We start from the raw sequence: 21,519 nt of genomic DNA, 5'->3' as shown, positions 1-21,519 counted from the left end.
CGGTCACCTGCTTCAAGCTCATTGGCGCTGGGATAACGGCTTTGTGTTTGCCGCCGGCATGGTGCTGGTTGGCTGCTCATCGACGAGTTCCGCTTCGACGATGTAGCGCAGTGGGCCGCGTTCCGTCGCGCCGAAAGGCCAGCAGGTCGCGAGCACGAGATGGCGGCCTTGCGCTGCCGGATCAATGCCGCTTTGATCCCATGGCACGATGCGGCCTTCGCCCGCCCTGAAGGTCAAAACCTTGCCATCGCGACGTGTGACCTCGATTTCGTCGCCTGGTTTGACGTCCTTCAGCCAACGGAAATGCGTGTCGCGATGGGCGGCGATGACGGAGGTGCCCTCATCGCCGGGTTGGGGCGTATTGGCGAGCCAGGCGGGGCCGAAGGCCAGAGCCTCGCCGGAGGCGCCGGACAGGACGATCGCATGCTTGCCGAGGCGAGGCGCGGTCACTTCCGCCTCGGTCGTGAAATCCGCCCAGGGCCAAGGCTTGGTGTCTTCGCCGCGAAGTTCGGCGGCAAAGGCCCGCTTCAGGAGAATCTGCGACAATTCCGCCTTGGCCTTGATGTAGAGCCCGTCGGCCACCAGTGCCGTTCCGTACAGCGCGAGGGCGGCGATGCACACAGCAATGGCCTTCTCGACGATGGAGAGACGGGGCAGGAGCGTGCGGCTTTCCTGCGCCGTCGTAGTATCGTAAGCGGTCGCCGCCGCCGTCGCCATGGCGAGTTCGAGGTAGGTCGGAAGCGGGCCGAACTCGTCCACTTCCTGGTTTCGAACTCCGGCTCGCGAGCTCACTGGCGTCATTGCCTGGCCTCTGCGAAGACGCCGCGTACGCGCCGGCGCCAAATGGCAAACCCGCTTGCCGCGATCAGTGCGGCTAGAAGCATGACGATGCCGCGGACGATCTGCTCGTCTGCACGCGTTGCGGTTTGCGGCAGCTTTACCGACGCGGACTTCTGGGCAATCAGCCCGGCTGCCTTCGCCGTAGGTGCGGCAGCCATGCGCGATGCCGCCAGCTGCGCAAACTCCTGCCGGGGCGTCGCCATCGCATGATCGGGCGGGCTGGTCGGGGCCGGGGCTTCCTCACCGAAGACCTTCTCGAAATCCCAGCCATCAGGCAGGTTAAGCGGCAGCTTTGCCGAGCCGACGGGCTCGCCTGCAGGACGCGATGGCGTGACGTCGACCGCGACGAGGCTCGTTACACGCGAGACGAGGTGGTGGGCGAGCGCTACCGTCTCGATGTCCTTGTCGAGCGAAGCGCGGTCCTGCCGTTGATAGGCGCGGGCTTCGAGATCGTCGATCTTGCGCCGCGCCCAGAGCTTCGAAATTCCCTGGCCATCGGCGGCATTGGCGATATCCATATCGACACGCCAGGGCTGAACGCCGGTCTTGCCTATGATCTGGAGCTTGCCGGTGGGTTTTTCTTCCGGCAGTTCGGCGGTCAGAACGACCGGCTCGCCCGCATAGAGGTCAGGCATGGGGTTCGGCGTAATGTCCTCGGCTTTTGCGCCTTCGAAGGTTACCGCGATGTCGGTCATTGCCGGGTTTTGAAGCTTCGCAAAAAGCTCGCCCATGCGGCCAGCGACCTGGTCGGCGGAGCCGATCTGGGTAAAGGTGCCGCGGCCCATCTCGGCGGCTTTGGTCATGAAATAGGAGTTTGGCGCCGAGCCGATGCCGACGGTGAAGACGCGCGCGTCGCCACGGTTCTGGCTGATCTCGGCAAACAACTGCTGTTCGTTGCCGATTGCGCCGTCTGTCAGGAACACCACCTGGCGAAGCGCGCCGCTGGCGACAGGGCCCTGGTTGCGCAGCGCATCTTGCAGCGCCGGCAGCATTTCGGTACCGCCATCGGCGGTCAGTCCGCGAACGTAGCCGATGGCCTTCTCGCGATTGTCGGGTGAGGCGGCAACAAGGCCGTTGAAGTAATCGGTCGTCGTATCGTCGAAGCGGATGACGTTGAAGCGGTCGTCGGGGTTGAGCTTCGAGATGGCGAGCGCCAGGCTTTCCTTCGCCTGCGCGATCGACGGGCCGGACATGGAGCCGGAATTGTCGATGACGAAGACGACTTCGCGCTTGGCTGCCGGCGACGATGTATCGGGCGTTGCCGGCGGTGTGACGAAGGCGAGCAGGTAGGTCTTGCCGTTGATGACCTCGCGGAAAAGCCCGGCACTTGGCGTCTTGCCAGGCGCGGCCTTCCAGATGAGTTCGAAGTCCTTGTCGGCCGGAACGCTCTCTCCCGTAAGCGAGATCGTGCGGCTCTGGTCGCCGTCCTGCTTGATGTCGACGTCATGGAAGGAAGATTTCACGTCGCCCAGCGGAAAGCCGGCCTTGAGGTCGACGGTGAGCGCAACGGGGTTAATCTTGGCGTTCTCACGCGCATCGAGAACCGGCGCCTCGATCTTCTCTCGGTTTTCCACCGGGTCGGTCGGGACCGCGAAGCCGGCCCCATTGTTGAATTCCACGGTCTGGACGATCGGCGCCGGATTGTAGCGAGGGGCGACGACCATCGGGAAGCGCAGCGAGAACTCGCCGCCGGACTGGTGGACAGCCTGCTGGTACTCGATCTGCACGACAATCGTTTCGCCGGGGCCGATGTTGGCGACCTGGTTGGTGAAGATGTTGGGTCGCTGCTGCTCGACAAGGGCGGCCTTCTTGCCTTCCGCCTTTGCCTGCTCGTAGATCTCGCGCGCCTCCTGGCGCGGCTTGATCTGGCCCTCGATGAAGCGCTCGCCGATCTGCATCTTCAGCACGTCGACGGCTGAGTTTTCCGGAAGCGGAAAGACGTATGTGCCCTCGACCCAACCCTTGCTCGGGTTCTGGAAGCGCTGCGTGACCTTGACGCGGGCGATGGGGCCGGAGACGTCCATCTGCACATCGGTCTTCAGGCGCGGTGCCTCGACAAAGAAGCCGGGTTCCTTGGCGGGAAAGAGGAGGGAGCCGCTGTTGACGTCGTTTGGCCGAACGAGGCCGGCGAGCTGCTCGACCTTTTGCTGGCTTTCTTCGGCGTAAACCGTCGTGACGAGCCCGAATGTCATAAGGATCGACGCGGCGAAAGCCACGAATGCAACCAGCAATGAGATGGATACGCGACTGGCGCGAAGGCGCCTTATGACAAACTCGTCTTCCAAAAACATGGTATGCCCTCAATAACCAATGTCGGATGCACCAAGATGCGGCTTCGATCTCGGCGCGCTCGCGACCGAATTGCGGCATGCCGCGGCATTTGTTGCGGCCAATTCGTGGCAAAGCCTGAAAAAGGCGAAGTTTTTGATTTCAGGGCGTAAATCGGGTTCTCTTCAGAAATCGATTCAAGTGCTTCGCAAAATGATTCATCGGGCCGAGTGGGCGATGTCGCGAATCGACAATCGCATGAGCCAACCGATCACGAAGAATCATTGGCACCATCACGCCTTTGCGCTTGAAATGCCTGCTCACATTGGACATAGAGCTTAACGCAGAATTCCGGTCCCGGCTTTCTGCCCAAATCAACCGTATAGGACCGATATCATGGCCTTTCTTGCCGATGCTCTTTCCCGTGTGAAGCCTTCAGCCACCATCGCCGTTTCCCAGAAAGCGCGCGAGCTGAAAGCGAAAGGACGCGATGTGATTGGCCTCGGCGCCGGCGAGCCGGATTTCGATACGCCAGATAATATCAAGAAGGCGGCCATCGACGCGATCAACCGCGGCGAGACAAAGTACACGCCAGTTTCCGGTATCCCTGAACTGCGCAAGGCGATTGCCGCGAAGTTCAAGCGCGAGAACGGCCTGGAATACTCCTGGGAGCAGACGATTGTCGGCACCGGCGGCAAGCAGATCCTCTTCAATGCCTTCATGGCGACGCTGAACCCGGGCGATGAAGTCGTCATCCCGGCGCCGTACTGGGTGTCCTACCCGGAAATGGTGTCGCTGTGCGGCGGCACCCCTGTCATCGTCTCGGCGACGCAGGAAAACAACTTCAAGCTCCAGGCCGCCGATCTCGACAAGGCGATCACGCCGAAGACGAAGTGGTTCGTCTTCAACTCACCGTCCAACCCGTCGGGCGCTGCCTATACGCATGCCGAACTCAAGGCACTGACGGACGTGTTGCTGAAGCATCCGCATGTCTGGGTGCTGACCGACGACATGTACGAGCATCTGACCTATGGCGACTTCAAGTTCGTCACGCCTGTCGAAGTCGAGCCGAAGCTCTACGATCGCACGCTGACGATGAACGGCGTCTCCAAGGCCTACGCGATGACCGGCTGGCGTATCGGCTATGCGGCAGGTCCGATCCAGCTCATCAAGGCGATGGACATGATCCAGGGGCAGCAAACCTCGGGTGCGACGTCGATCGCCCAGTGGGCTGCCGTCGAAGCGCTGAACGGCACGCAGGATTTCATTCCCCAGAACAAGAAGATCTTCGAAGGCCGCCGCGACCTCGTCGTGTCGATGCTGAACCAGGCCAAGGGCATCACCTGCCCGTCTCCGGAAGGTGCGTTCTACGTCTATCCGTCCTGCGCCGGCCTGATCGGCAAGACCGCACCCTCTGGCAAGGTCATCGAGACGGACGAGGACTTCGTGTCCGAGTTGCTTGAAAGCGAAGGTGTAGCCGTCGTTCACGGCTCGGCCTTCGGCCTTGGCCCGAACTTCCGCATCTCCTATGCGACCTCGGAAGCGCTGCTTGAGGAAGCCTGCAAGCGCATCCAGCGCTTCTGCGGCGCCTGCAAGTAAGCAATTCAGGAACGACTGCGTGAGCCCGCCGGAAACGGCGGGTTTTTGTTGGTCGGACGTTGCCAAGGCGCTGAGATGAAAAGTCTACCGAATTCCCGGTCACAAGTGCCATGTTGCGTACCCAGTACCGCAAGGCGAGGGCCGGCCCGCTGGGATCGCTTCAACCAACCAAGGGTCCCAAATGTGCGACAAGTGTCCCTTGGTCATTCCTTGATCGGCGTTGCATGGGAAGACTTCCCGGCCCGCGCGTGCGCTTCTTGCTCAAGGCGCATCGCTCTCAGTCGAGCGGTCTTCTCATCTCTGGCGGTCGCGACGGCGTCGATTTTCAATGCTTCCTGCGTGCGGGACAACATCTGTGTCTGTGTCAATCCGAACGCCGCTTCTGCGCGTTCGCGGCTTTTGCTCCATGGTTCATGCATCCGATGGTCCTCGTTGTAGGGTTGGTTTTCGGTACGGGCTTTGGTGTAGGAAAAAGGAAACTGCGATCGATCTGCTATTGGAAATCCGACAGTTTCAGGACGATCAAATTCTCTCGTTTAGAGCCATAGACGCGTTTGGCGACATCTAGAATTCGGGTTCGAAGCCCGTCAAATCCCGCGAGATAGTCGCGTTCCGATGTTGCTGCCGGGCAAGGTCCCTTCGTCAGCACGTCAATATCCATCGAGAAACGAATCTCGAACATACCATCATGGCCGAGGAAGCGGATGCGCCTGGCGGTTTCGTCATAGCTTCTGGCGCGGTTGGGAAATGCGATTGCCATAGTGCTCTTCTTATTCCTCCGGAACGCGTTGTCGAATGGCGGCCGCTCGTTAGCCGCAACGCTCGGTTGTACTGGCATCCTTGGCCAAGGCTGTTTCAATTTCCTGCGAAGGCACACTCAATCGCTGCCTGGTGCCGCTATCCGTTGCAATCGCCGGTATTTCGAGATGGGTATTGGTTCTCCTGAAGGCGCAGAATGATAGGCCTTCGATCTCTTCTTCGTCGACAATCAGCCGATAGGTCCCCGCTTCCAACGGGACTACCAGCGAGCTCAGAACGAAGGGGTGAGCAAACGTTATTTCAGTTTCTCTGGTGCGCTCTGCCATGGTGACCTCGAATGAAAGGGCCCTCGGTAATGAATTGTGGGTTCACAACGGCTGCTCCTACCAAAGGACACCGCGGAACGTGACATAGGCGATGAATGCCAGGCTGACTGCCGGGGTCGACTTGATAAGAAAATCGACATAGCGGAAGCGCAGAGCTTCCCGCATCACATTTTCCATAAACTGTATGCTGGAGGCGGAAGACATGCTGTCCTCCTTCGTTGGGGCTGGAACGCTTCTGATCGTCCGCACCCGGCAGCGCCCGTTTCAGATGCTGCCGATACCATAAAGATGGTGCGCGCGTATACGAATTGCAAGGTGCGATCTCCTGGCCGTAGCGACAGAACGATCGGACAGGTTCCACAGAATCAAAGTCCCAATGCCGACAGCATCAGGAACGTCGCGAAGAGGATGAAATGCGTCATGCCTTCGATGGCATTGGTTTCACCGTCGTTGAGGTTGATGGCTGCCGCAATCAGGGTGATCGCCACCATGACAGTCTGGACCGGTGTCATGGCCATGATGAAGGGTTGACCGGTATAAAGCGCGATCGCCTCCATCACCGGAACCGTGAGGATGACAGTCGATAGTGAAGCACCCATGGCGATATTGACGGTCGCCTGCATGCGGTTGCGCAGCGCTGCACGCAGCGCCGTCAGGATTTCGGGCGCCGCGGAAATCGCTGCGACGACGATGGCGGTCAGGGCAACGGGAGCGTCGGTATCCCGCAGGCCCTCCGTCATGAAGGTGGACATGAACTCCGCAAGGAGGCCGATGATGACCACGCCGATCAGGATCGTGGCGATCGAGGCGGCCGTGGAATCCTCGGTCGAATGCTCCTGCGGATCGGTCTTCTTCCGCTCGCTGCGAGGATAGGCATAGCTGAAGAAGTAGCTATGCTGACCCACCTGCATACGCAGGAAGAGGCCGTAGAGGGCGACCATAGCCAGGATGGTGAAGGCGGAGTAGTAGTGCCACTTATGCGCCGGCACGAATTCCGGAACGATCATCGAGATGCCCATGGCAGTGAGGATCATAACGCCATAGGTCTTTCCCGAGTTGTCATTGTATGGCTGCTCTCCGTGTTTCAAGCCACCGAGCAGGGCGGCGAGGCCAAGGATGCCGTTGATGTCGAGCATCAGGGCTGCATAGATCGTGTCGCGAACGAGCGTGGGGGAGCTTTCGCCACTCATCATGATCGCGAGGATGATCACTTCCACGGCAACGGCCGACAGTGTCAGGATCATCGTGCCATAGGGATCGCCAACCTTGATTGCCAGGATCTCCGCATGATGGGCGACGCGAACCGAGGCAACGACGATGGTGGCGACAAGCGCTGCGGCCGCGATGAGCGATATGCCGCGGCCCATCTCAAGAACCGTATGCTCCGACAGGTACGCGAAAGCGGCGACGACCATCGCCAATACCAAGAACATTTCGTCTTTCAGTCGCGACACAATTTTCACGGAAAGCTCCGATCTTGATTCATCTGGAAAGTCTAAAGCGATGATTTTGCATGGCAAGCGAGCATGCGGAGAGGTGCGTTTGCAGTCTTGAGAATTTAATGGAATACTAACGCATCGGTCAGCCGGAAGCATATCGCGGCGCCCACTCGTCTCTTGCAACGCGGCCCGCGCAGAACTGGATGCAATCCGGTCAGTGTTCGGGCGCGAACAAGAAGAGGAGTGAAATGCATGGTCAAGGTGGTCTACGAGGTCGTTCCTCACGACGGGGGCTGGGCCTACCGGTTGGGCAATGTCTATTCCGAAGCATTTCCCACACACTCCGAAGCACTCGAAGCAGCCCGTATCGTTGCGGCCGAACAGCAGGTTGGCGGTGATTCCGCGGAGATCAGCTGGCAGGATGATAAGGGCAAATGGCATGAGGAGTATGCCGAAGGCGGGGACCGGCCGGAGACCGAGGTTGTCGACGGCACCTGGAAAAGCCATTCCAGCGAAGCCTCGCCCCGCGCATGAGCCTGCGTTTATCATGCATGCGATGATCAGCCCGGGCGTTTGCGCGCCGTTCCGCTCACGTAATTCATCAGGCCGTCTACCAGCGCGTCGAACGTGACACGGTAGCGGCGCGCCGTTTTGATCCCCGCATGCATGACGACCCAGGTGTCGAGAGGTATCCGGAAAAGCTCCGGCAGGACGGGCAACAGATCCGGGTCCCGTGCCGCAAGGCCCGTCTGGCAGATCCCAATCCCCAGGCCGGCGCGAATTGCCGAGATCTGCGCGAGCGGGTTATCACTTTTAAAAGCGAAGGCGAGCCCGTCCGGCAATGGAAAGCGCGCCATCATGGTCCGGATATAGGCCGTTTGCCGGTCGAAGCCGACAAGGCGGTGTCCTGCGAGGTCAGCGATCTCCTCCGGCATGCCATGTTGCTCGATGTAGCGACGATGGGCGTGAAAGCCGAGCGGTATTTCTCCGATGCGGCGGCCGAGTAGCTGATCCTGAGCCGGCTCTGCCATCCTACGGCGATATCCGCCTCCCGATTGAGTAGATCCTCGATGGCGTCCGACGCCGAGAGCTCGATGTTGAGGTCGCGATGGGCCGCCATTAGTGGCGCGAGGATCGGTGGCAGAACCTCGACACCGATGACCTCGCTGGCACTTATCCGGACTGTGCCAGCGACCCGCTCTCGATGTCCCGATGCAGTTCGCAGCAGGGCGGCGGATGTCGCCGCGAGCGTTTCCGCGTAGGGCTTCAATTCGAGCGCCGCATCGGTCGGCAATAGACCGTTCGGCGAGCGGACGAAGAGCTGCGAGCCGATTGCGTCCTCGAGCGCATCGATGTGCCGCCCGACCGTCGGCTGCGTCAGGCCCAGTTCACGGGCCGCCGCCGAAAGCGATCCTTGCTCCAGGACGGTCAACAGCGTTCGGTAGACATGCCAGTCCGGTTCTCTGTTCATGCATTCATGTATATCTGCGCAACGAATTTCGTCAATTTTGTTTGTGTCGGAACATAGGCATGATCGGCTTCAGTCGAAATTGACGGAGACCATCATGACGGAACAGTACGGACGGGTTGCTCTGGTGCTCGGTGCAACGGGTGGGATCGGAGGCGAGGTCGCGCGCAAGCTCGCCGCACGCGGCTGGCAGGTGAGGGCGCTGAACCGGGATGCAGCCAAGGCCCGCGCGAAAGCGCCGAATTTCGAGTGGCTCCCGGGCGATGCGATGAACGCCACCGATCTGATGACGGCGGCGCAAGGTGCCAGCCTTATCATTCACGCCGTCAATCCGCCGGGCTACCGCGATTGGGAAAAGCTCGTCCTCCCGATGCTCGACAACACCGTCGCAGCCGCGAGTTCGGTCGGCGCATGCATCGTTCTGCCGGGCACAGTCTATAATTTTGGACCGGATGCCTTTCCGGTCCTTCGGGAAGACAGCCCGCAGCATCCCGTGACGAAAAAGGGAGCGATCCGTGTCGAAATGGAACGACGCCTAGAGACTGCCTCGCGAACCGGCGCGCGGGTCATCATTGTCCGTGCTGGCGATTTTTTCGGACCGGGGGCTGCCAGTAGCTGGTTCTCACAAGGCATGGTCACGCCGGGAAAGCTGCTGACCACCGTCAAGAATCCAGCGCGGTGCGGCGTCGGGCACCAATGGGCCTATCTGCCTGATGTTGCCGAAGCGATGGTCCGTCTCGTCGAATGCGGTGATCGCCTGCCATCCTTTGCCGTCTATCACATGGACGGCTTTTGGGATGCCGATGGTTGTCAGATGGTGGCTGCTATCAAACGGGTGGCGGGCAGCACCATAAAGACGCAGGCCTTTCCCTGGTGGATCGTGCCGCTGGCCGCTCCATTCGTCACTTTCATGCGTGAACTGAAGGAGATGCGCTACCTCTGGCGGGAGCCGCTGCGGATGTCGAATGAACGATTGATCACCGAGCTCGGCAGCGAACCCCATACGCCGATCGACGAAGCTGTTCGCGCGTCGTTGGTCTCGCTCGGCTGCCTGCCGACAGCTGGTCAGGAGGGCGAAGCACGCGTTTCGGTACAGGCTGTTCACTAGCTCAAAGCAGCGGCGCACTGGGCGAACGATGCGCCTAGTCCCGCTGTAATTCAGCTAGCGCGATGCGCGCCACAGCGAGTGGACTTTCGGCCAGTGCCGTCGATCCATCGCTAAGAAACCAGGCGGCTGACAGGCCCGAATAGGCGGCAATCCATTGGAGCAGTCGCTTCGGCTCAAGGCCAGCCTCGGAGGCGACAAGTCGAAGCTGTCTCTGCAGACGACCGGGAGCGCTTATTGTCGGAAGGTCTTCGTTGGCGAAGATATTGGCGTAATCAAAGCCGCGTTCGCCGATCAAGCCTTTTGGATCAATCGCCAACCAGCCGTGCCGTTCGAAATCGAGGATGTTGCTGTGGTGAATGTCGCCGTGCAGGACGACGGGATCGCGCGGATCGGAAAGCAGTGTTCTGGCAATCAGGTTGCACTGACCCAGTATGTGGCCATGAACCTCTGCCGCCGACGCAAGGTCGCGAAACCAGCGGGTAAGCGCAATGAGCTCCGGCCGGGGCTTTTCGCGTGGGGTGTGAAGCTTTGCGACTGTGCTGCAAATAATGCGGGTTGCCGCATCGTCCGCACCGTCTATCGCCATTGGCAGAAGCGAGCGGTGGCCCATCGCGCGCTCGAGCAGAACGGCCTCGCCGTCGTGCGCGTAGACCCTTGCCGCGCCGATGCCGTCCCACCATTGCATCAGGGCGCCACCCGCCCGCTCAGCCCAGTCCTTGGATATTTTCAGCATCGCAGGTCTGCCGTCCCACAGAACGGGCAGGAGATGGCTGGAATGGGTGATGATCGGTTCGCCGTCGATCGTCAGTCGCCAGCGCTTGATGTGCGATTCGAACATGGTGACATGCTAACCAGGCGCTGAAAAAAGAAAATCCCGCCAGATGGCGGGATCTCCGTTGGTAGGTGTAGGCTCAGGCGGCTTTTTCTTGCGTTGGATAGTCTACGTATCCGGCAGCACCGCCACCATAAAGCGTTGCCTGGTCAAGGCCGGCAAGCGGCGTGTTGTCCTTGAGGCGCTGAACGAGGTCCGGATTGGAGATGAACGGTTTGCCGAACGCAACGAGGTCGGCGCGGCCGCTTTCCACGGCGTCGATCGCCATGTCGCGGTCATAGCCGTTATTGACCATCCAGTTCGCCATGCCGCCAGCCTTCTCGTAGGCGTTGCGGAGCGCCTTGTAGTCGAAGGGCTTGTCGCCTTGCTGATAGTTGCGATCACCGCCGGTCGCGCCCTCGACGACGTGGATGTAGGTGAGGTCATACTTTGCCAGACCTTTGACCACATAAGTGAAGATCGATTGTGCATCCGGGTCGGACGAATCGTTTGCCGGCGTCACGGGTGAAATGCGGATGCCGGTGCGGCGGGCGCCGATCTCGGCCGTGATCGCATCAACGACTTCAAAGAGGAAGCGTGCGCGGTTCTCGACCGAGCCACCGTACTGATCCGTCCGGTCGTTGATACCGGAGCGCAGGAACTGGTCAATCAGATAACCATTTGCAGCGTGGATCTCGACGCCGTCGAAGCCGGCTTCAATCGCGGCGCGCGCGGCCTTCCGATAGTCTTCAACGATGCCTGGGATTTCCGAAGTTTCGAGGGCGCGCGGTTCGGACGTCGGCACGAAGCTTCCTGTGCCATCCGGGTTGACGAGATAGGTCTTGGATTTTGCGGCGGTATTCGTCGAGGAGACCGGCTTTCCGCCGTCCGGCTGCAGCGTCGTGTGCGAGATACGGCCGACATGCCACATCTGAACGACAATCCTGCTGCCCGCCGCATGCACGGCATCGGTCACACGCTTCCAGCCCTCGATCGCTTCCTTGGAATAGAGGCCGGGAACATCTGCGTAACCCTGGCCCTGATGCGTAATGGCCGTTGCCTCAGTGACGATCAGCCCAGCCCCTGACCGCTGGCGGTAGTATTCGACGTTGAGGTCGTTGGGAACGGCGCCCGGCGAGCGGTTACGCGTAAGCGGCGCCATCACGATGTGGTTCTTGATGGCGATATCGCCAACCGTTGTCGGTTCGAAAAGCTTGCTCATGGGAGTCCTTTCTTGGGTTCTGGTCTTGGGTGCTGGAAAATCACTCGGCCGTGGCGGACGCGCCTGCCGTTCGACCAAGGGATAGGGGAGGGTGGTCCTAACGCGCCCGATCAACGGACGGGGCGCGCTGGTGGTGCGAGTTGCGCAGGAGCCTGTGTTAGAAAGCGGTCCTGTCGCTCTGCGTTCAACGCAGCGAGCATGAGCGCGCTCAGGCAGTGCATCGCAAAGCCGACCGGGCACCTACAGATCCTTCGACAGTTGCTTCAAGAAAGCCGCGATGGTCTCCTCGTTGCGTTTGTAGAAGATCCACTGGCCGATGCGTCTTGTCGTCACGAGGCCGGCGCGGCTCAAGGTCCCGAGATGTGCCGAGACGGTCGACTGCGAAAGGCCGCAGCGCTCGAACTGGCTTGCGCATATGCCCATCTCAAGCGGGTGCTCCTGCGAGGAAAAGTGCTCCTCGGGGTTCTTCAACCAGCTTAAGATCTCCATCCGTGTCGGGTGGGCTATCGCCTTCAGGATCTCGTCTTTTTCCATCGCCGTTCATCGAATTATAAATCGTCTTCAGGCGATATATGGATTTACCATTCTCGATATGCAAGTCACGACGGCGTGAATTGTTGCATTTCCCGGCCTGGCTAAATTTTGGGCAAAAAAAGAGGGCCACCGAAAGATCGGGGCCCTTTAAAGGTGTGAAGGTCAATAAACCTCCAGAGGGGAACAGCTAACGCGGTGGCACTGGGAGAGAAGCCACCAAATGCATCAGCTGAGTGGGATATGATGCTTTGAGAGGCAGATTTCAATGCATGTTTGCGCATGCCTGCTATGCGCTGCACAATTTTCTGCTGCGGTGCGAAAAAATCGGGCAAAAAAAGAGGGCCACCGAAAGATCGGGGCCCTTGTAGGTGTGAAGGTCAAAACCTCCAGAGGGGAACAGCTAATGCGGTGGAACTGGGAGGAAAAGCCACCGTGTGCATCAGCTGTAAGCGATATGGTGTTTTAATAAGCAGACGGCAACCCCAATTTATGCATGCCAGACATGCATGCATTGCACGGCTTGTATTTCCGGGCCGAGCAACTAGAAGTTCCAGTTGCGCGCCTTGCTGACAATGAAGTCGCGGAATGCCTTCAGCTTCGCCGCATTCTTCATCTCGTCGGGATAGCAGAAGTAGGTGTCGAACGACGGCACGTCTGCGTTGATCGGCAGCTGGATGAGGCCAGGGTCGCGTCCGACGATGTAGTCGGGCATGCAGGCGATGCCCATTCCGAGCAGGCAGGCGCGCTTGATCGAGGTTTGGCTGTTGATCTGCAGATGCGGGATGCGCTTGTTGTCGGACGAGCGTCCGGCGACCTCAAGCCAGTTGACGTCAAGCAGGTAGCTCGGTGCGGGTTCGCCGAATGTGATGATGCGATGGTTGTCGAGGTCTTCGACCGTCTGTGGCTCGCCATGGCGGTTGATATAGGAGGGGGCCGCATAGACGTGCATGTGAACGGTGAACAGCTTGCGCTGGATCAGATCGGATTGAACCGGTTGCCGCAGGCGGATGGCGCAATCCGCGTAGCGCATGTTGACGTCCACTTCCTCGTTGTCGAGGATCAGTTGGATCTGGACGTCCGGATAGAGCTGCATGAACTCCTGGATCTTGTCCGTCAGCCACCCTTGGCCGAGACCGACCGTGGTGGTGACGCGCAGCTTTCCGGTCGGCGTTTCCGTCGTTTCGGTCAGCTGCATCTTCACCGTTTCCAGCTTCAGCAGCACGTCGTGAGCGGTCCGATAAAGCAGTTCACCCTGTTCCGTCAGGATCAGGCCGCGCGCATGGCGGTGGAAAAGCTTGGTGCCGACATCCTGCTCGAGCGCGCTGACCTGACGGCTGATCGCAGACTGGGACAGATGCAGTTTATCCGCCGCATGCGTGAACGAACCCGCTTCGGCAGCCGCGTGAAAGATACGCAGCTTGTCCCAATCCAATGGCATTCCCCCACCCCTCATAGCCGATCCTACTCCGCGGCAACGGCGACGGGCATATGGCCCGTCAGATATCGTTCGGCTTCGAGAGCTGCCATGCATCCCAGACCGGCGGCGGTAATCGCCTGGCGGAACGTATCGTCGGTCACGTCACCTGCGGCATAAACGCCCTCCAGGCTGGTTGCCGTCGAATCCGGCGCGGTCCAGAGATAGCCGTTGTCCTTCAGCTTCAGCTTACCCTTGAAAAGCTCGGTCGCCGGCGCGTGGCCGATCGCAACAAAGACGCCGTCAACAGCGACCTCGGTCGTCGCACCGGTCCGCGTGTCACGCAGCCTAGCGCCTGTAACGGACGGCGGCATCGGCGGCTTGGCCGGCGTGCCGGTGATCTCGGCAACCTCGGTGTTCCAGAGCACTTTGACATTCTCCTTCGAGAACAGACGTTCCTGAAGGATTTTTTCCGAACGGAAGCTGTCGCGACGATGCACGACCGTCACCGACTTCGCGATGTTGGACAGATAGAGGGCTTCCTCGACGGCGCTGTTGCCACCGCCAACGACGATCACATCCTTGTTTCGGTAGAAGAAGCCGTCGCAGGTCGCACAGGCCGAGACGCCGAAGCCCTGGAAATGCTGCTCGCTTTCGATGCCCAGCCACTTGGCCTTGGCGCCGGTTGCGATGATCAGCGTATCGGCCGTCCAGACCTGGCCGCTATCCGTGCGCGCCACGAACGGGCGCTGGTTCATTTCGACTTCGGTGACGATGTCGTTGACGATTTCTGCGCCGACATGCTTTGCCTGCTGCAGCATCTGGTCCATCAGCCAGGGCCCCTGGATGGGATCGGCAAAGCCTGGATAATTCTCCACGTCAGTCGTGATCATCAGCTGTCCGCCTTGCTCCATCCCGGCGATCAGCACGGGCTTCAGCATTGCACGGGCTGCATAGACGGCAGCCGTGTAGCCGGCAGGGCCGGAGCCGATAATGAGCACCTTGGTATGGCGGGCGGACATGGGTATTTCCTTTCGACTGTCGGGAGCGGCGGCTAGAAAGCGAATAGGGCCGTTTCCATTCGCCATTTATGAACGTCCAGTGCTTTTATTCAAGGGCAGCCTTGCGTTACCAACAAGGCTTTGTCGACACACTGTGTAACAATCCATCGCTTAGGTGAAACTTTCTTGCGTATTGCGCCGCTTTATATAGAAGCTGGCAGCCACGAATTAAAGGAAGGACAGGATCGTGCTTCGCGCCGAACTCGATGCCATCGATATAAAGATATTGCGTGAGCTGCAGGCGGACGGCCGCATGACCAATGTCGAGCTTGCCGACCGCGTCGGCATTTCGGCGCCACCTTGCCTGCGCCGCGTGCGAAAGCTCGAAGAGACTGGCGTCATCGAAGGCTACCATGCGATGCTGAATAGCCCGAAGCTCGGCTTCGATCTCGTCGCCTTCTGCATGGTCGGCCTCAAGCATCAGTCGGAAGCCAATCTCAAGGCGTTCGCCGCCGCGACGGCGCAGTGGCCGCTGGTTCGTCAGGCCTGGATGGTTTCCGGAGACAGCGACTTCCTCCTCCATTGTGTTGCAGAGAACCTGACGGGGTTCCAGGACTTCGTCATCGAGGTGCTGACGGCCAACGAGCACGTGGATACGGTGCGCACGATGCTGACAATCCGGCAGGTCAAACGCGTGGGCCTGGTCGAAGTCTGAGCGGCCAACGAGCAAGCGATGCTCTATGAATGGAACGGCTTATGCCTTAAGGAAGGCGCTTTGCTAGCCGATCGCCGCGGATGAAGATACGAAGATCATTCCATGACCAAATTGCCCATTTCCGCGTTCATCATTTGCCTGAACGAAGAAACGTATCTCGGCAATTGCATCGAGAGCTTGGATAGGTGCGCGGAGATTGTTGTGGTCGACTCCGGTTCGACGGATGGCACGGTCGCTCTGTTGCAGTCTTACATCGACCGGGGATGGCCGATCCGGCTGTTTCACGAGAAGTGGCGTGGTTATGCCGGGCAGAAACAATTCGCGCTCGATCGGTGCACTCAGCCATGGCGCTTGAATGTCGATGCCGATGAGCGGCTCGATGCGTCCCTGCGAAAGCTTCTGCCGGAGCTGATTGCCGCTTCTGAGGATATTGTCGGATGGCGCGTGGCGCGTCGTCCCTACCTCATCGGTTACGGATACACGCCTGAATATGTTCACGAGAGAAAGAATCTACGGCTCATCCGCAAGGGCAGAGGTGCCTATGATCTCGCGCAAGCCGTTCATGAAGGCATCGTGCCGACCGGGCGCGTGGAGGATGCGAAGACAGGTAGCCTCCTTCACTACAGGCCACTGGTCATTGATGAACAAATCCTGAAAGAAAACAAATACTCGACCCTGAAGGCTGACCAGCACTTCGACCTGGGCGAGGGGACGACGTTCGTCAGGCTTCTTTTCAGTCCGCCAATTTATTTCCTACGGCTGTATTTCCACAACGGTTTATGGCGCTGTGGGCCGTCGGGCTTTATCGAGGCTATGACCGGCGCTGTGTACGCCTTTCTCACCCAAGCGAAGCTGTATCAACGTCAGGTCGCGCAGCGGCACCCGAGCTTTGATGACGCAGGAAGACATTAAGGTCCAACCGCGATGAAAGTGATGCATATTCATTTCGGCAAGGAGGGCGGAGCGGAGCGCTTCTTTGTCAACCTCGTCAATGCGCTCCACGAGCGCGGGATCGAGCAGCGCGCGCTCATTCGGCCCGATCGCAGCTGGCGCAAGGACATAGAAAAATGCGGCGAGGTTTACGAGGGTACATTCCGGCGCATTTCGCTCTCGCGTTTTGTCTTGTCGGCGCGCATGCGCGCCATCCTTAATGAATTTCAGCCTGATGTGATCATGTCGTGGCAATTGCGCGCGAGCCGCTTCATGCCGCGGTACAAGAACGCTCGGCGCATTTCGCGGCTCGGTGACTATCCGGAACACCTCGGCTACTATCGCAATTCCGAAACGCTCATCTGCATCACGCCTGATATTGCCAGGCGAGTGCGCGAACTTGGTTGGACGCGTGGCGTCGAGGTGATTGCCAACTTTACGCGTTCCGCTCCCAGTGCGCCGATCGCCAGGGAAGCGCTGCAGACGCCCGCGGACGCTTTCGTTGTGATCGGCATGGGGCGCTTTGTAAAGCGGAAGGGCTTCGACGTTCTTATAAAGGCGATTGCAAGAACGCAGGGCGCGTTCCTGTGGTTGCTGGGCGACGGACCGGAGCGGGAGAACCTTGAAAAACTCACCGACGATCTCGGCCTTGGAGACCGCGTGCGGTTTGCTGGGTGGCAGACCAACGCCTATGCCTATCTTGCCTCCGCGGATGTCTTTACGGTCACCTCGCTTCACGAACCGCTTGGCAATGTGTGCCTCGAGGGCTGGGGGGCAGGGAAACCTACCATCGGCTCTCGCGCCGAGGGGCCGAGCTGGGTGATGACCGATGGCAAGGATGCGTTGATGGTCGAATGCGGCGACGTCGAGGGGCTTGCCGATGCGATCGCGCGTGTTCGCGACGAGCCGGCCTTGCGCTCCTCGTTGATCGAAGGCGGCCAAGACACGCTCATGAGCCGGTTCTCCGAGGATGCGATCACGCAAGCCTACATCCGCTTGTTTGAAACCGGGAAAAGCGAACCGTGAGGGTGATGCATTTTCATTTTGGCAAAGATGGGGGAGCCGAACGCTTCTTCGTGCATCTTGTCAATGCTTTGGCCCGGCGCAATGTCGAGCAGAGCGCTGTTATCCGGCCCAGTCGGATCTGGCGCAAGGATTTGCCGGCCTCGGTCAGGGTTTCCGAAAGCAATTTTCGTAACATTTCGCTGGATCGGATTCTTTTGCCGCTGAGAGTTGCTCGCGATGCGCGACGGATTCGACCGGATGCGATCATGGCCTGGGCACCTCGTGCGAGCGAGCTGATGCCTGACTACAAAGGATGCATTAAGATCTCCAGGCTCGGGGACTATCCAACCAATCTGAGGTACTTCAAAAATTCCGACATTCTCGTCTGCAATACGCCCGGCATCGCCGAACATGTGCGCGAGCTGGGTTGGACGCGGGGCGTAGAGGTGATCTCGAACTTCACGAGCACCGGACAGGTTACCCCGGTCGACCGCAAAGCGTTCAACACACCAGCGGATGCGCCTGTTGTGATGTCGATGGGCCGTTTCGTACCGCGCAAGGAGTTTGCGCTGCTGACTTCGGCGGTTGCGACGATTCCCGGTGTCTATTTGTGGCTCGCCGGCGAAGGCGAGGAGATGGAGAACGTCAAGAAGGTCGCGGCGGATCTTGGTGTGACGGACAGGGTGCGGTTTCTCGGTTGGCAGAAGGATACGCGGCCTTTCGTGGCGGCTGCCGATATTTTTGTCATGCCGTCAAACCACGAGCCGCTTGGCAATGTCATCCTGGAGGCATGGGCGCAGAGCAAGCCGGTCGTTTCCAGTCGCTCCGAAGGCCCCTCGTGGTTCATGCGGGATGGCGACAACGGGCTGCTGGTTGAAATCGGCGATACCGATGGTTTTGCGCAAGCCATCGAGCGGCTGATCAACGACCCGACGCTTGCTAAAAAGGTTACCGCGGGCGGTCGCGAGACGCTGATGAAGCAGTTCTCCGAAGACGCGGTTGCCAATGCCTATCTTGAGCTCTTCAAGCGCAAACCTGATGCTGCCGCCTACACCGACCGGTAGACGGCGCTGAGCTTGCGCGCTTCCCCTTCAATAGTGAAGGCATTCATCACGTGGGTGCGCGCGCGAACCGATGCGAGCTGTCGGCGGCTTTCGTCGTCCATGAAGAGACCGCAGGATTGAACCATTGCATCGAGATCGTCGCGCGGGACAATGGCGCCGGTTTCCTTGTCGCCGGTCACTAGCAATTCCGGAAACGCACCGACGTCAGTGGCGACCACGGGGACAGCGCTTGCCATTGCTTCGAGCGGCGTCAGGCCAAAACCTTCCCAACGCTGCGGAGCGATAAAAAGATCGAGCGTACGATACCAGTCGTTGATATTGGTGTGCTCACCGACAAAGAGAATGCGATCGATCAAGCTGGCGGCAGCGACACGCGCCTTCAGTTCCTTCTCGTACTCGACGTGCTGGGCGGTTGCGCGCCCGGCAATAATGGCGATCCAGTCCGGTCGAGCTGGCAGCAGGCGGATCATGCTGTCGACGAAAAGGTCCGTGCCCTTTTGGTGGCGAACCCGGCCGAAACAGCCGGCAATCTTCATCGTCGCGTTGAGACCAAGCATCTGTTTGGCTATTGCCTTGTCATCTGCCGGAGAGAAGCGGGCCGTGTCTATTCCGTGCACAACAACGGTGTTCGGCACTTCGAGATAGTCGGCCGTTTTGCCGCTTGTTGCGATCACGGCGTCCATTTTCGAAATCAGCCATTTCGTCCAGCCCGTGTGGCGGCGCTGAGAAGCCGAGGTGAAGACGATCTTTAACGGCATGCGCAAGACATCGCGCATCACAATGGCCGGAAGCATCTCGATGTTGCGGCGAGCGTGCCATATGCGGAAAGGCAGGCCGCGGGGCGTACGCCAAAGCTTCGGCAGGTCACGAAAGCGAATGTGCGGCAAGGATGCCGGAAGACCCGGTCCGAGAGCCGCAATCTTCTCGCCGAGTGCGCGCTGGACCGGGATCAGCTGAATGATGGTCGAGGTGACGCCGGAGAGCCGCTTCTTGAAGTTCGGCGCAATAATCTCGACGTCACTGACATTGACGATAGCCGGTTGGCCGCGACCTTCCACGGGTTAATCAGCCCCAAGAAATGGAAAGAACTTCGTAAGCCTTGGAGCCGCCGGGTGCATTGACCTCGATGGAGTCGCCGACTTCCTTGCCGATCAGCGCACGCGCGATCGGAGAGGAAATCGAAATGCGGCCGGCCTTAACATCGGCTTCCTGGTCGCCGACGATCTGGTAAGTCTTTTCTTCTTCCGTGTCCTCGTCGACGAGCTTCACCTTGGCGCCAAACTTAATCTTGTCGCCAGACATCTTGGACAGATCGATGACTTCGGCCCGTGCGGTCAGGTCTTCAAGCTCGCTGATGCGGCCTTCGTTGTGGCTCTGCGCTTCCTTTGCTGCATGGTATTCAGCGTTCTCGGAAAGGTCGCCGTGCGCGCGCGCCTCTGCGATCGCTTCGATGATTCGCGGGCGCTCTTCCTGCTGACGCCAGCGCAGCTCTTCCTGCAGCTTGACGAAACCACCCTGTGTCATCGGTACCTTATCAACCATTTTTCTGTCCTTCACTCCCTGCGTCTGCTTAGCTGCAGACACAAAAGAAAACAGGTCCCGAAGGGGAACTTCGGAACCGTGCAACAATCCTAGTTACTCGGCTTATAGCAGATCGCTACCGGCGATTTCCATAAAATTCGTATTCACTGGCAGCAGCCGGTCCGCCCGCACATCCTGATAGCGCAGGCAAGAGGCGGATCAAGCATGGCGGATCGCAGAAGGGGATTCTAGCCGCTAGGGAACGAAATGAGGGTTGGCGGGCAGGTTCGGTGGATCGTAGGAGCTTGCATCCTTGCGCTCTTTGACCGAGATATGGATCAGCGCATCGTCCGGAATGAAACGCCGGTCGCTCAAAGGGAAATAGATCGCACTCCGGCTGCCGTGTTTGCGCCAGGAGTTTTCCGGTACCCGCCGCGGGATACATTCAAGGACTTTCCACCCGGCGCTCATGGAATCATGGAGGGGAACGGTGGCGTCCAGCGGCACATATTTCTTCCCGCTTTTTCCAAGCACGATGTCGTTGACGGTGCGGCTGCGATAGAGGAGCCCGGCGGGCTTCGTTTCCTTGATCATCCAGGCGAGGGGGATTTTGACCGCCCCGCTCTGTGCTTCTGGATAGCCGCCGCCGATATCGCCATGCACGCCGGCAAACCACACTTCCTCGAAGTTCTGCCTTGCCGGCACCTTTGGGCGGAATGGGCGCCCCCAATACTCTTGATCCGGCATCCAGAGTTCCGGCTGGAACATCGTTCGCCGTTCATCGATCGCGACGGCGTGGCGCACCCACTCGACGCTCGGATTTTTGCGGGTGAAAGGGTGGGTCTTGAATTGCGGATGCCATTTGCCGGCCTCGATCACCGAGGCCACTGTGTCGAAGAGGCCCAGCAGCTTGATCGGCGGGCGGTCGTTTCTGAGGGTGCGCTCATAGAGACGCATGGCAGCGAAGGCCGACGGGGCATCCTCGCCGCCATCTTCTGCCGCGCCGCCAAGCTGCTCCTCCTGCGCGGGAATCCCTTTATAAGTCCTGTAGGCATAGTCGAGCAAATTGAGATGATACCGGCTCGTCAGGCCGAAGGCATGGATGAAGCCCGCCAGGACGCGCGCCGAATAGGCACCGCGGCTGAAGCCGAAGATGTAGATGCGGTCGCGATCCGGATGTCGTCCGTCCGCGTCAGGCGGGCCGCGATCGTAGTTCTCCACAAGGAAGCGGTAGGCCTCCTTGACGTTCTGATCGAGACCCCAGCCGGTCGCAAGCCCGAAAACCTCGTAGGATTTGCGAAGCAGTCTCGACCAGGCATTGGTCGCGCCGAACGTGCCGATGCCCGGATCGTAATAGACGATCTGCTCGTCCGAGCGTTTCAAGGTGCCGAATAGCCTGAGGACATTGGTCCGGTCGGCCGAAATCTCGTTCGACGTGCCGTCAAACAGAATGACAATGTTCTTTGCCATCAACCGCTCCGGATGCGCCGCCGCA

The 21,519-nt window shown here is 59.6% G+C and carries 22 protein-coding genes and 1 pseudogene; 8 read left to right on the top strand and 15 right to left on the bottom strand.

The features are described 5' to 3' along the window. Window positions 1-18: 18 nt before the first annotated feature. Together K9B32_RS13975 and K9B32_RS13970 are read right to left on the bottom strand one after the other, a co-directional pair. Window positions 19-801 (bottom strand): class GN sortase, encoded by a 783-nt coding sequence (locus K9B32_RS13975; protein ID WP_224563049.1) that lies wholly within the window; start codon window positions 799-801, stop codon window positions 19-21. After that, the gene (locus tag K9B32_RS13970; protein ID WP_224563047.1) at window positions 798-3,131 is read right to left on the bottom strand and encodes a marine proteobacterial sortase target protein; all 2,334 of its coding nucleotides are present in this window, start codon (window positions 3,129-3,131) and stop codon (window positions 798-800) included. Before K9B32_RS13970 ends, K9B32_RS13975 begins: the two co-directional genes overlap by 4 nt. 19 nt (window positions 3,132-3,150) lie before the next feature. Between K9B32_RS13970 and K9B32_RS13965 the strand changes: the two genes are divergently transcribed. Together K9B32_RS13965 and K9B32_RS13960 are read left to right on the top strand one after the other, a co-directional pair. Beyond that, on the top strand, window positions 3,151-3,450 hold the full coding sequence (locus K9B32_RS13965) for a hypothetical protein (RefSeq protein ID WP_224563045.1): 300 nt from the start codon (window positions 3,151-3,153) through the stop codon (window positions 3,448-3,450). Between the two features lie 54 nt (window positions 3,451-3,504). Next, complete coding sequence (locus K9B32_RS13960; protein WP_224563043.1) at window positions 3,505-4,707, top strand: pyridoxal phosphate-dependent aminotransferase; 1,203 nt, start codon at window positions 3,505-3,507, stop codon at window positions 4,705-4,707. A 493-nt stretch (window positions 4,708-5,200) separates the two neighbouring features. On the opposite strand, the gene K9B32_RS13955 is transcribed toward K9B32_RS13960, so the two are convergent. From K9B32_RS13955 to K9B32_RS13940, 4 genes are all read right to left on the bottom strand, one after another. Further along, window positions 5,201-5,467 (bottom strand): DUF1488 domain-containing protein, encoded by a 267-nt coding sequence (locus K9B32_RS13955; protein WP_224563042.1) that lies wholly within the window; start codon window positions 5,465-5,467, stop codon window positions 5,201-5,203. A gap of 49 nt (window positions 5,468-5,516) precedes the next feature. After that, window positions 5,517-5,792: a hypothetical protein gene (locus K9B32_RS13950; protein ID WP_224563040.1), complete on the bottom strand. Its 276-nt coding sequence runs from the start codon at window positions 5,790-5,792 to the stop codon at window positions 5,517-5,519. A gap of 57 nt (window positions 5,793-5,849) precedes the next feature. After that, entirely contained in the window at window positions 5,850-5,996 is a 147-nt protein-coding gene (locus K9B32_RS13945) for a hypothetical protein (RefSeq protein ID WP_224563037.1), read from the bottom strand. Between the two features lie 161 nt (window positions 5,997-6,157). Continuing rightward, entirely contained in the window at window positions 6,158-7,255 is a 1,098-nt protein-coding gene (locus K9B32_RS13940) for a calcium:proton antiporter (protein ID WP_224563034.1), read from the bottom strand. Window positions 7,256-7,483: 228 nt separating this feature from the next. On the opposite strand from K9B32_RS13940, the gene K9B32_RS13935 reads away from it, so the two are divergent. Beyond that, window positions 7,484-7,765, top strand: a complete 282-nt coding sequence (locus K9B32_RS13935; RefSeq protein WP_007790042.1) for a DUF2188 domain-containing protein — start codon at window positions 7,484-7,486, stop codon at window positions 7,763-7,765. Window positions 7,766-7,791: 26 nt separating this feature from the next. On the opposite strand, the pseudogene K9B32_RS13930 reads toward K9B32_RS13935, so the two are convergent. After that, window positions 7,792-8,702, bottom strand: a pseudogene (locus K9B32_RS13930) (LysR family transcriptional regulator). A 94-nt stretch (window positions 8,703-8,796) separates the two neighbouring features. On the opposite strand from K9B32_RS13930, the gene K9B32_RS13925 reads away from it, so the two are divergent. Further along, entirely contained in the window at window positions 8,797-9,807 is a 1,011-nt protein-coding gene (locus tag K9B32_RS13925) for an NAD-dependent epimerase/dehydratase family protein (RefSeq protein ID WP_224563032.1), read from the top strand. A 34-nt stretch (window positions 9,808-9,841) separates the two neighbouring features. On the opposite strand, the gene K9B32_RS13920 is transcribed toward K9B32_RS13925, so the two are convergent. The 5 genes from K9B32_RS13920 to trxB form a co-directional block, all read right to left on the bottom strand. Beyond that, the gene (locus tag K9B32_RS13920; RefSeq protein ID WP_224563030.1) at window positions 9,842-10,645 is read right to left on the bottom strand and encodes an aminoglycoside phosphotransferase family protein; all 804 of its coding nucleotides are present in this window, start codon (window positions 10,643-10,645) and stop codon (window positions 9,842-9,844) included. Between the two features lie 73 nt (window positions 10,646-10,718). Beyond that, entirely contained in the window at window positions 10,719-11,840 is a 1,122-nt protein-coding gene (locus tag K9B32_RS13915; RefSeq protein WP_224563029.1) for an alkene reductase, read from the bottom strand. 240 nt (window positions 11,841-12,080) lie between these two features. Further along, window positions 12,081-12,374: an ArsR/SmtB family transcription factor gene (locus K9B32_RS13910; protein WP_007790053.1), complete on the bottom strand. Its 294-nt coding sequence runs from the start codon at window positions 12,372-12,374 to the stop codon at window positions 12,081-12,083. 541 nt (window positions 12,375-12,915) lie between these two features. Then, the gene (locus K9B32_RS13905; protein WP_007534166.1) at window positions 12,916-13,812 is read right to left on the bottom strand and encodes a LysR family transcriptional regulator VtlR; all 897 of its coding nucleotides are present in this window, start codon (window positions 13,810-13,812) and stop codon (window positions 12,916-12,918) included. 23 nt (window positions 13,813-13,835) lie between these two features. Then, window positions 13,836-14,810, bottom strand: a complete 975-nt coding sequence (trxB, locus tag K9B32_RS13900) for a thioredoxin-disulfide reductase (protein ID WP_224563028.1) — start codon at window positions 14,808-14,810, stop codon at window positions 13,836-13,838. 226 nt (window positions 14,811-15,036) lie between these two features. Between trxB and K9B32_RS13895 the strand changes: the two genes are divergently transcribed. From K9B32_RS13895 to K9B32_RS13880, 4 genes are all read left to right on the top strand, one after another. Beyond that, window positions 15,037-15,504: an Lrp/AsnC family transcriptional regulator gene (locus K9B32_RS13895; RefSeq protein WP_007790058.1), complete on the top strand. Its 468-nt coding sequence runs from the start codon at window positions 15,037-15,039 to the stop codon at window positions 15,502-15,504. Between the two features lie 102 nt (window positions 15,505-15,606). Continuing rightward, entirely contained in the window at window positions 15,607-16,416 is an 810-nt protein-coding gene (locus K9B32_RS13890; RefSeq protein ID WP_224563027.1) for a glycosyltransferase family 2 protein, read from the top strand. A gap of 12 nt (window positions 16,417-16,428) precedes the next feature. Further along, window positions 16,429-17,460: a glycosyltransferase gene (locus tag K9B32_RS13885; protein WP_224563026.1), complete on the top strand. Its 1,032-nt coding sequence runs from the start codon at window positions 16,429-16,431 to the stop codon at window positions 17,458-17,460. Continuing rightward, window positions 17,457-18,503, top strand: a complete 1,047-nt coding sequence (locus tag K9B32_RS13880; protein ID WP_224563025.1) for a glycosyltransferase — start codon at window positions 17,457-17,459, stop codon at window positions 18,501-18,503. The genes K9B32_RS13885 and K9B32_RS13880 overlap by 4 nt, the downstream gene beginning before the upstream one ends. Here the strand turns inward: K9B32_RS13880 and K9B32_RS13875 are convergent. The 3 genes from K9B32_RS13875 to K9B32_RS13865 all read right to left on the bottom strand — a co-directional run bounded on the left by K9B32_RS13875 (window position 18,488) and on the right by K9B32_RS13865 (window position 21,494). After that, window positions 18,488-19,537, bottom strand: coding sequence for a glycosyltransferase family 4 protein (locus K9B32_RS13875; RefSeq protein ID WP_224563264.1), 1,050 nt, complete (start codon window positions 19,535-19,537; stop codon window positions 18,488-18,490). The genes K9B32_RS13880 and K9B32_RS13875 overlap by 16 nt on opposite strands. Before the next feature lie 31 nt (window positions 19,538-19,568). After that, window positions 19,569-20,045, bottom strand: a complete 477-nt coding sequence (greA, locus tag K9B32_RS13870; RefSeq protein ID WP_018857193.1) for a transcription elongation factor GreA — start codon at window positions 20,043-20,045, stop codon at window positions 19,569-19,571. A gap of 234 nt (window positions 20,046-20,279) precedes the next feature. Beyond that, window positions 20,280-21,494, bottom strand: coding sequence for a T6SS phospholipase effector Tle1-like catalytic domain-containing protein (locus K9B32_RS13865; protein ID WP_224563024.1), 1,215 nt, complete (start codon window positions 21,492-21,494; stop codon window positions 20,280-20,282). Window positions 21,495-21,519 lie beyond the last annotated feature (25 nt).

This window comes from Rhizobium sp. 3T7 (assembly GCF_020166565.1).
Classification (GTDB): domain Bacteria; phylum Pseudomonadota; class Alphaproteobacteria; order Rhizobiales; family Rhizobiaceae; genus Rhizobium.
Note: the sequence above shows the minus strand (reverse complement) of the source record. Positions and strands in the feature narration are given on the sequence as shown.

Coding starts and splice junctions, on each gene's coding strand:
- K9B32_RS13920 (WP_224563030.1), bottom strand. CDS start 10,645: ATGTTCGAATCGCACATCAAGCGCTGGCGACTGACGATCGACGGCGAA.
- K9B32_RS13910 (WP_007790053.1), bottom strand. CDS start 12,374: ATGGAAAAAGACGAGATCCTGAAGGCGATAGCCCACCCGACACGGATG.
- K9B32_RS13955 (WP_224563042.1), bottom strand. CDS start 5,467: ATGGCAATCGCATTTCCCAACCGCGCCAGAAGCTATGACGAAACCGCC.
- K9B32_RS13925 (WP_224563032.1), top strand. CDS start 8,797: ATGACGGAACAGTACGGACGGGTTGCTCTGGTGCTCGGTGCAACGGGT.
- K9B32_RS13975 (WP_224563049.1), bottom strand. CDS start 801: ATGACGCCAGTGAGCTCGCGAGCCGGAGTTCGAAACCAGGAAGTGGAC.
- K9B32_RS13935 (WP_007790042.1), top strand. CDS start 7,484: ATGGTCAAGGTGGTCTACGAGGTCGTTCCTCACGACGGGGGCTGGGCC.
- trxB (WP_224563028.1), bottom strand. CDS start 14,810: ATGTCCGCCCGCCATACCAAGGTGCTCATTATCGGCTCCGGCCCTGCC.
- K9B32_RS13915 (WP_224563029.1), bottom strand. CDS start 11,840: ATGAGCAAGCTTTTCGAACCGACAACGGTTGGCGATATCGCCATCAAG.
- K9B32_RS13885 (WP_224563026.1), top strand. CDS start 16,429: ATGAAAGTGATGCATATTCATTTCGGCAAGGAGGGCGGAGCGGAGCGC.
- K9B32_RS13905 (WP_007534166.1), bottom strand. CDS start 13,812: ATGCCATTGGATTGGGACAAGCTGCGTATCTTTCACGCGGCTGCCGAA.
- K9B32_RS13865 (WP_224563024.1), bottom strand. CDS start 21,494: ATGGCAAAGAACATTGTCATTCTGTTTGACGGCACGTCGAACGAGATT.
- K9B32_RS13970 (WP_224563047.1), bottom strand. CDS start 3,131: ATGTTTTTGGAAGACGAGTTTGTCATAAGGCGCCTTCGCGCCAGTCGC.
- K9B32_RS13945 (WP_224563037.1), bottom strand. CDS start 5,996: ATGTCTTCCGCCTCCAGCATACAGTTTATGGAAAATGTGATGCGGGAA.
- K9B32_RS13890 (WP_224563027.1), top strand. CDS start 15,607: ATGACCAAATTGCCCATTTCCGCGTTCATCATTTGCCTGAACGAAGAA.
- K9B32_RS13950 (WP_224563040.1), bottom strand. CDS start 5,792: ATGGCAGAGCGCACCAGAGAAACTGAAATAACGTTTGCTCACCCCTTC.
- greA (WP_018857193.1), bottom strand. CDS start 20,045: ATGGTTGATAAGGTACCGATGACACAGGGTGGTTTCGTCAAGCTGCAG.
- K9B32_RS13965 (WP_224563045.1), top strand. CDS start 3,151: ATGTCGGATGCACCAAGATGCGGCTTCGATCTCGGCGCGCTCGCGACC.
- K9B32_RS13960 (WP_224563043.1), top strand. CDS start 3,505: ATGGCCTTTCTTGCCGATGCTCTTTCCCGTGTGAAGCCTTCAGCCACC.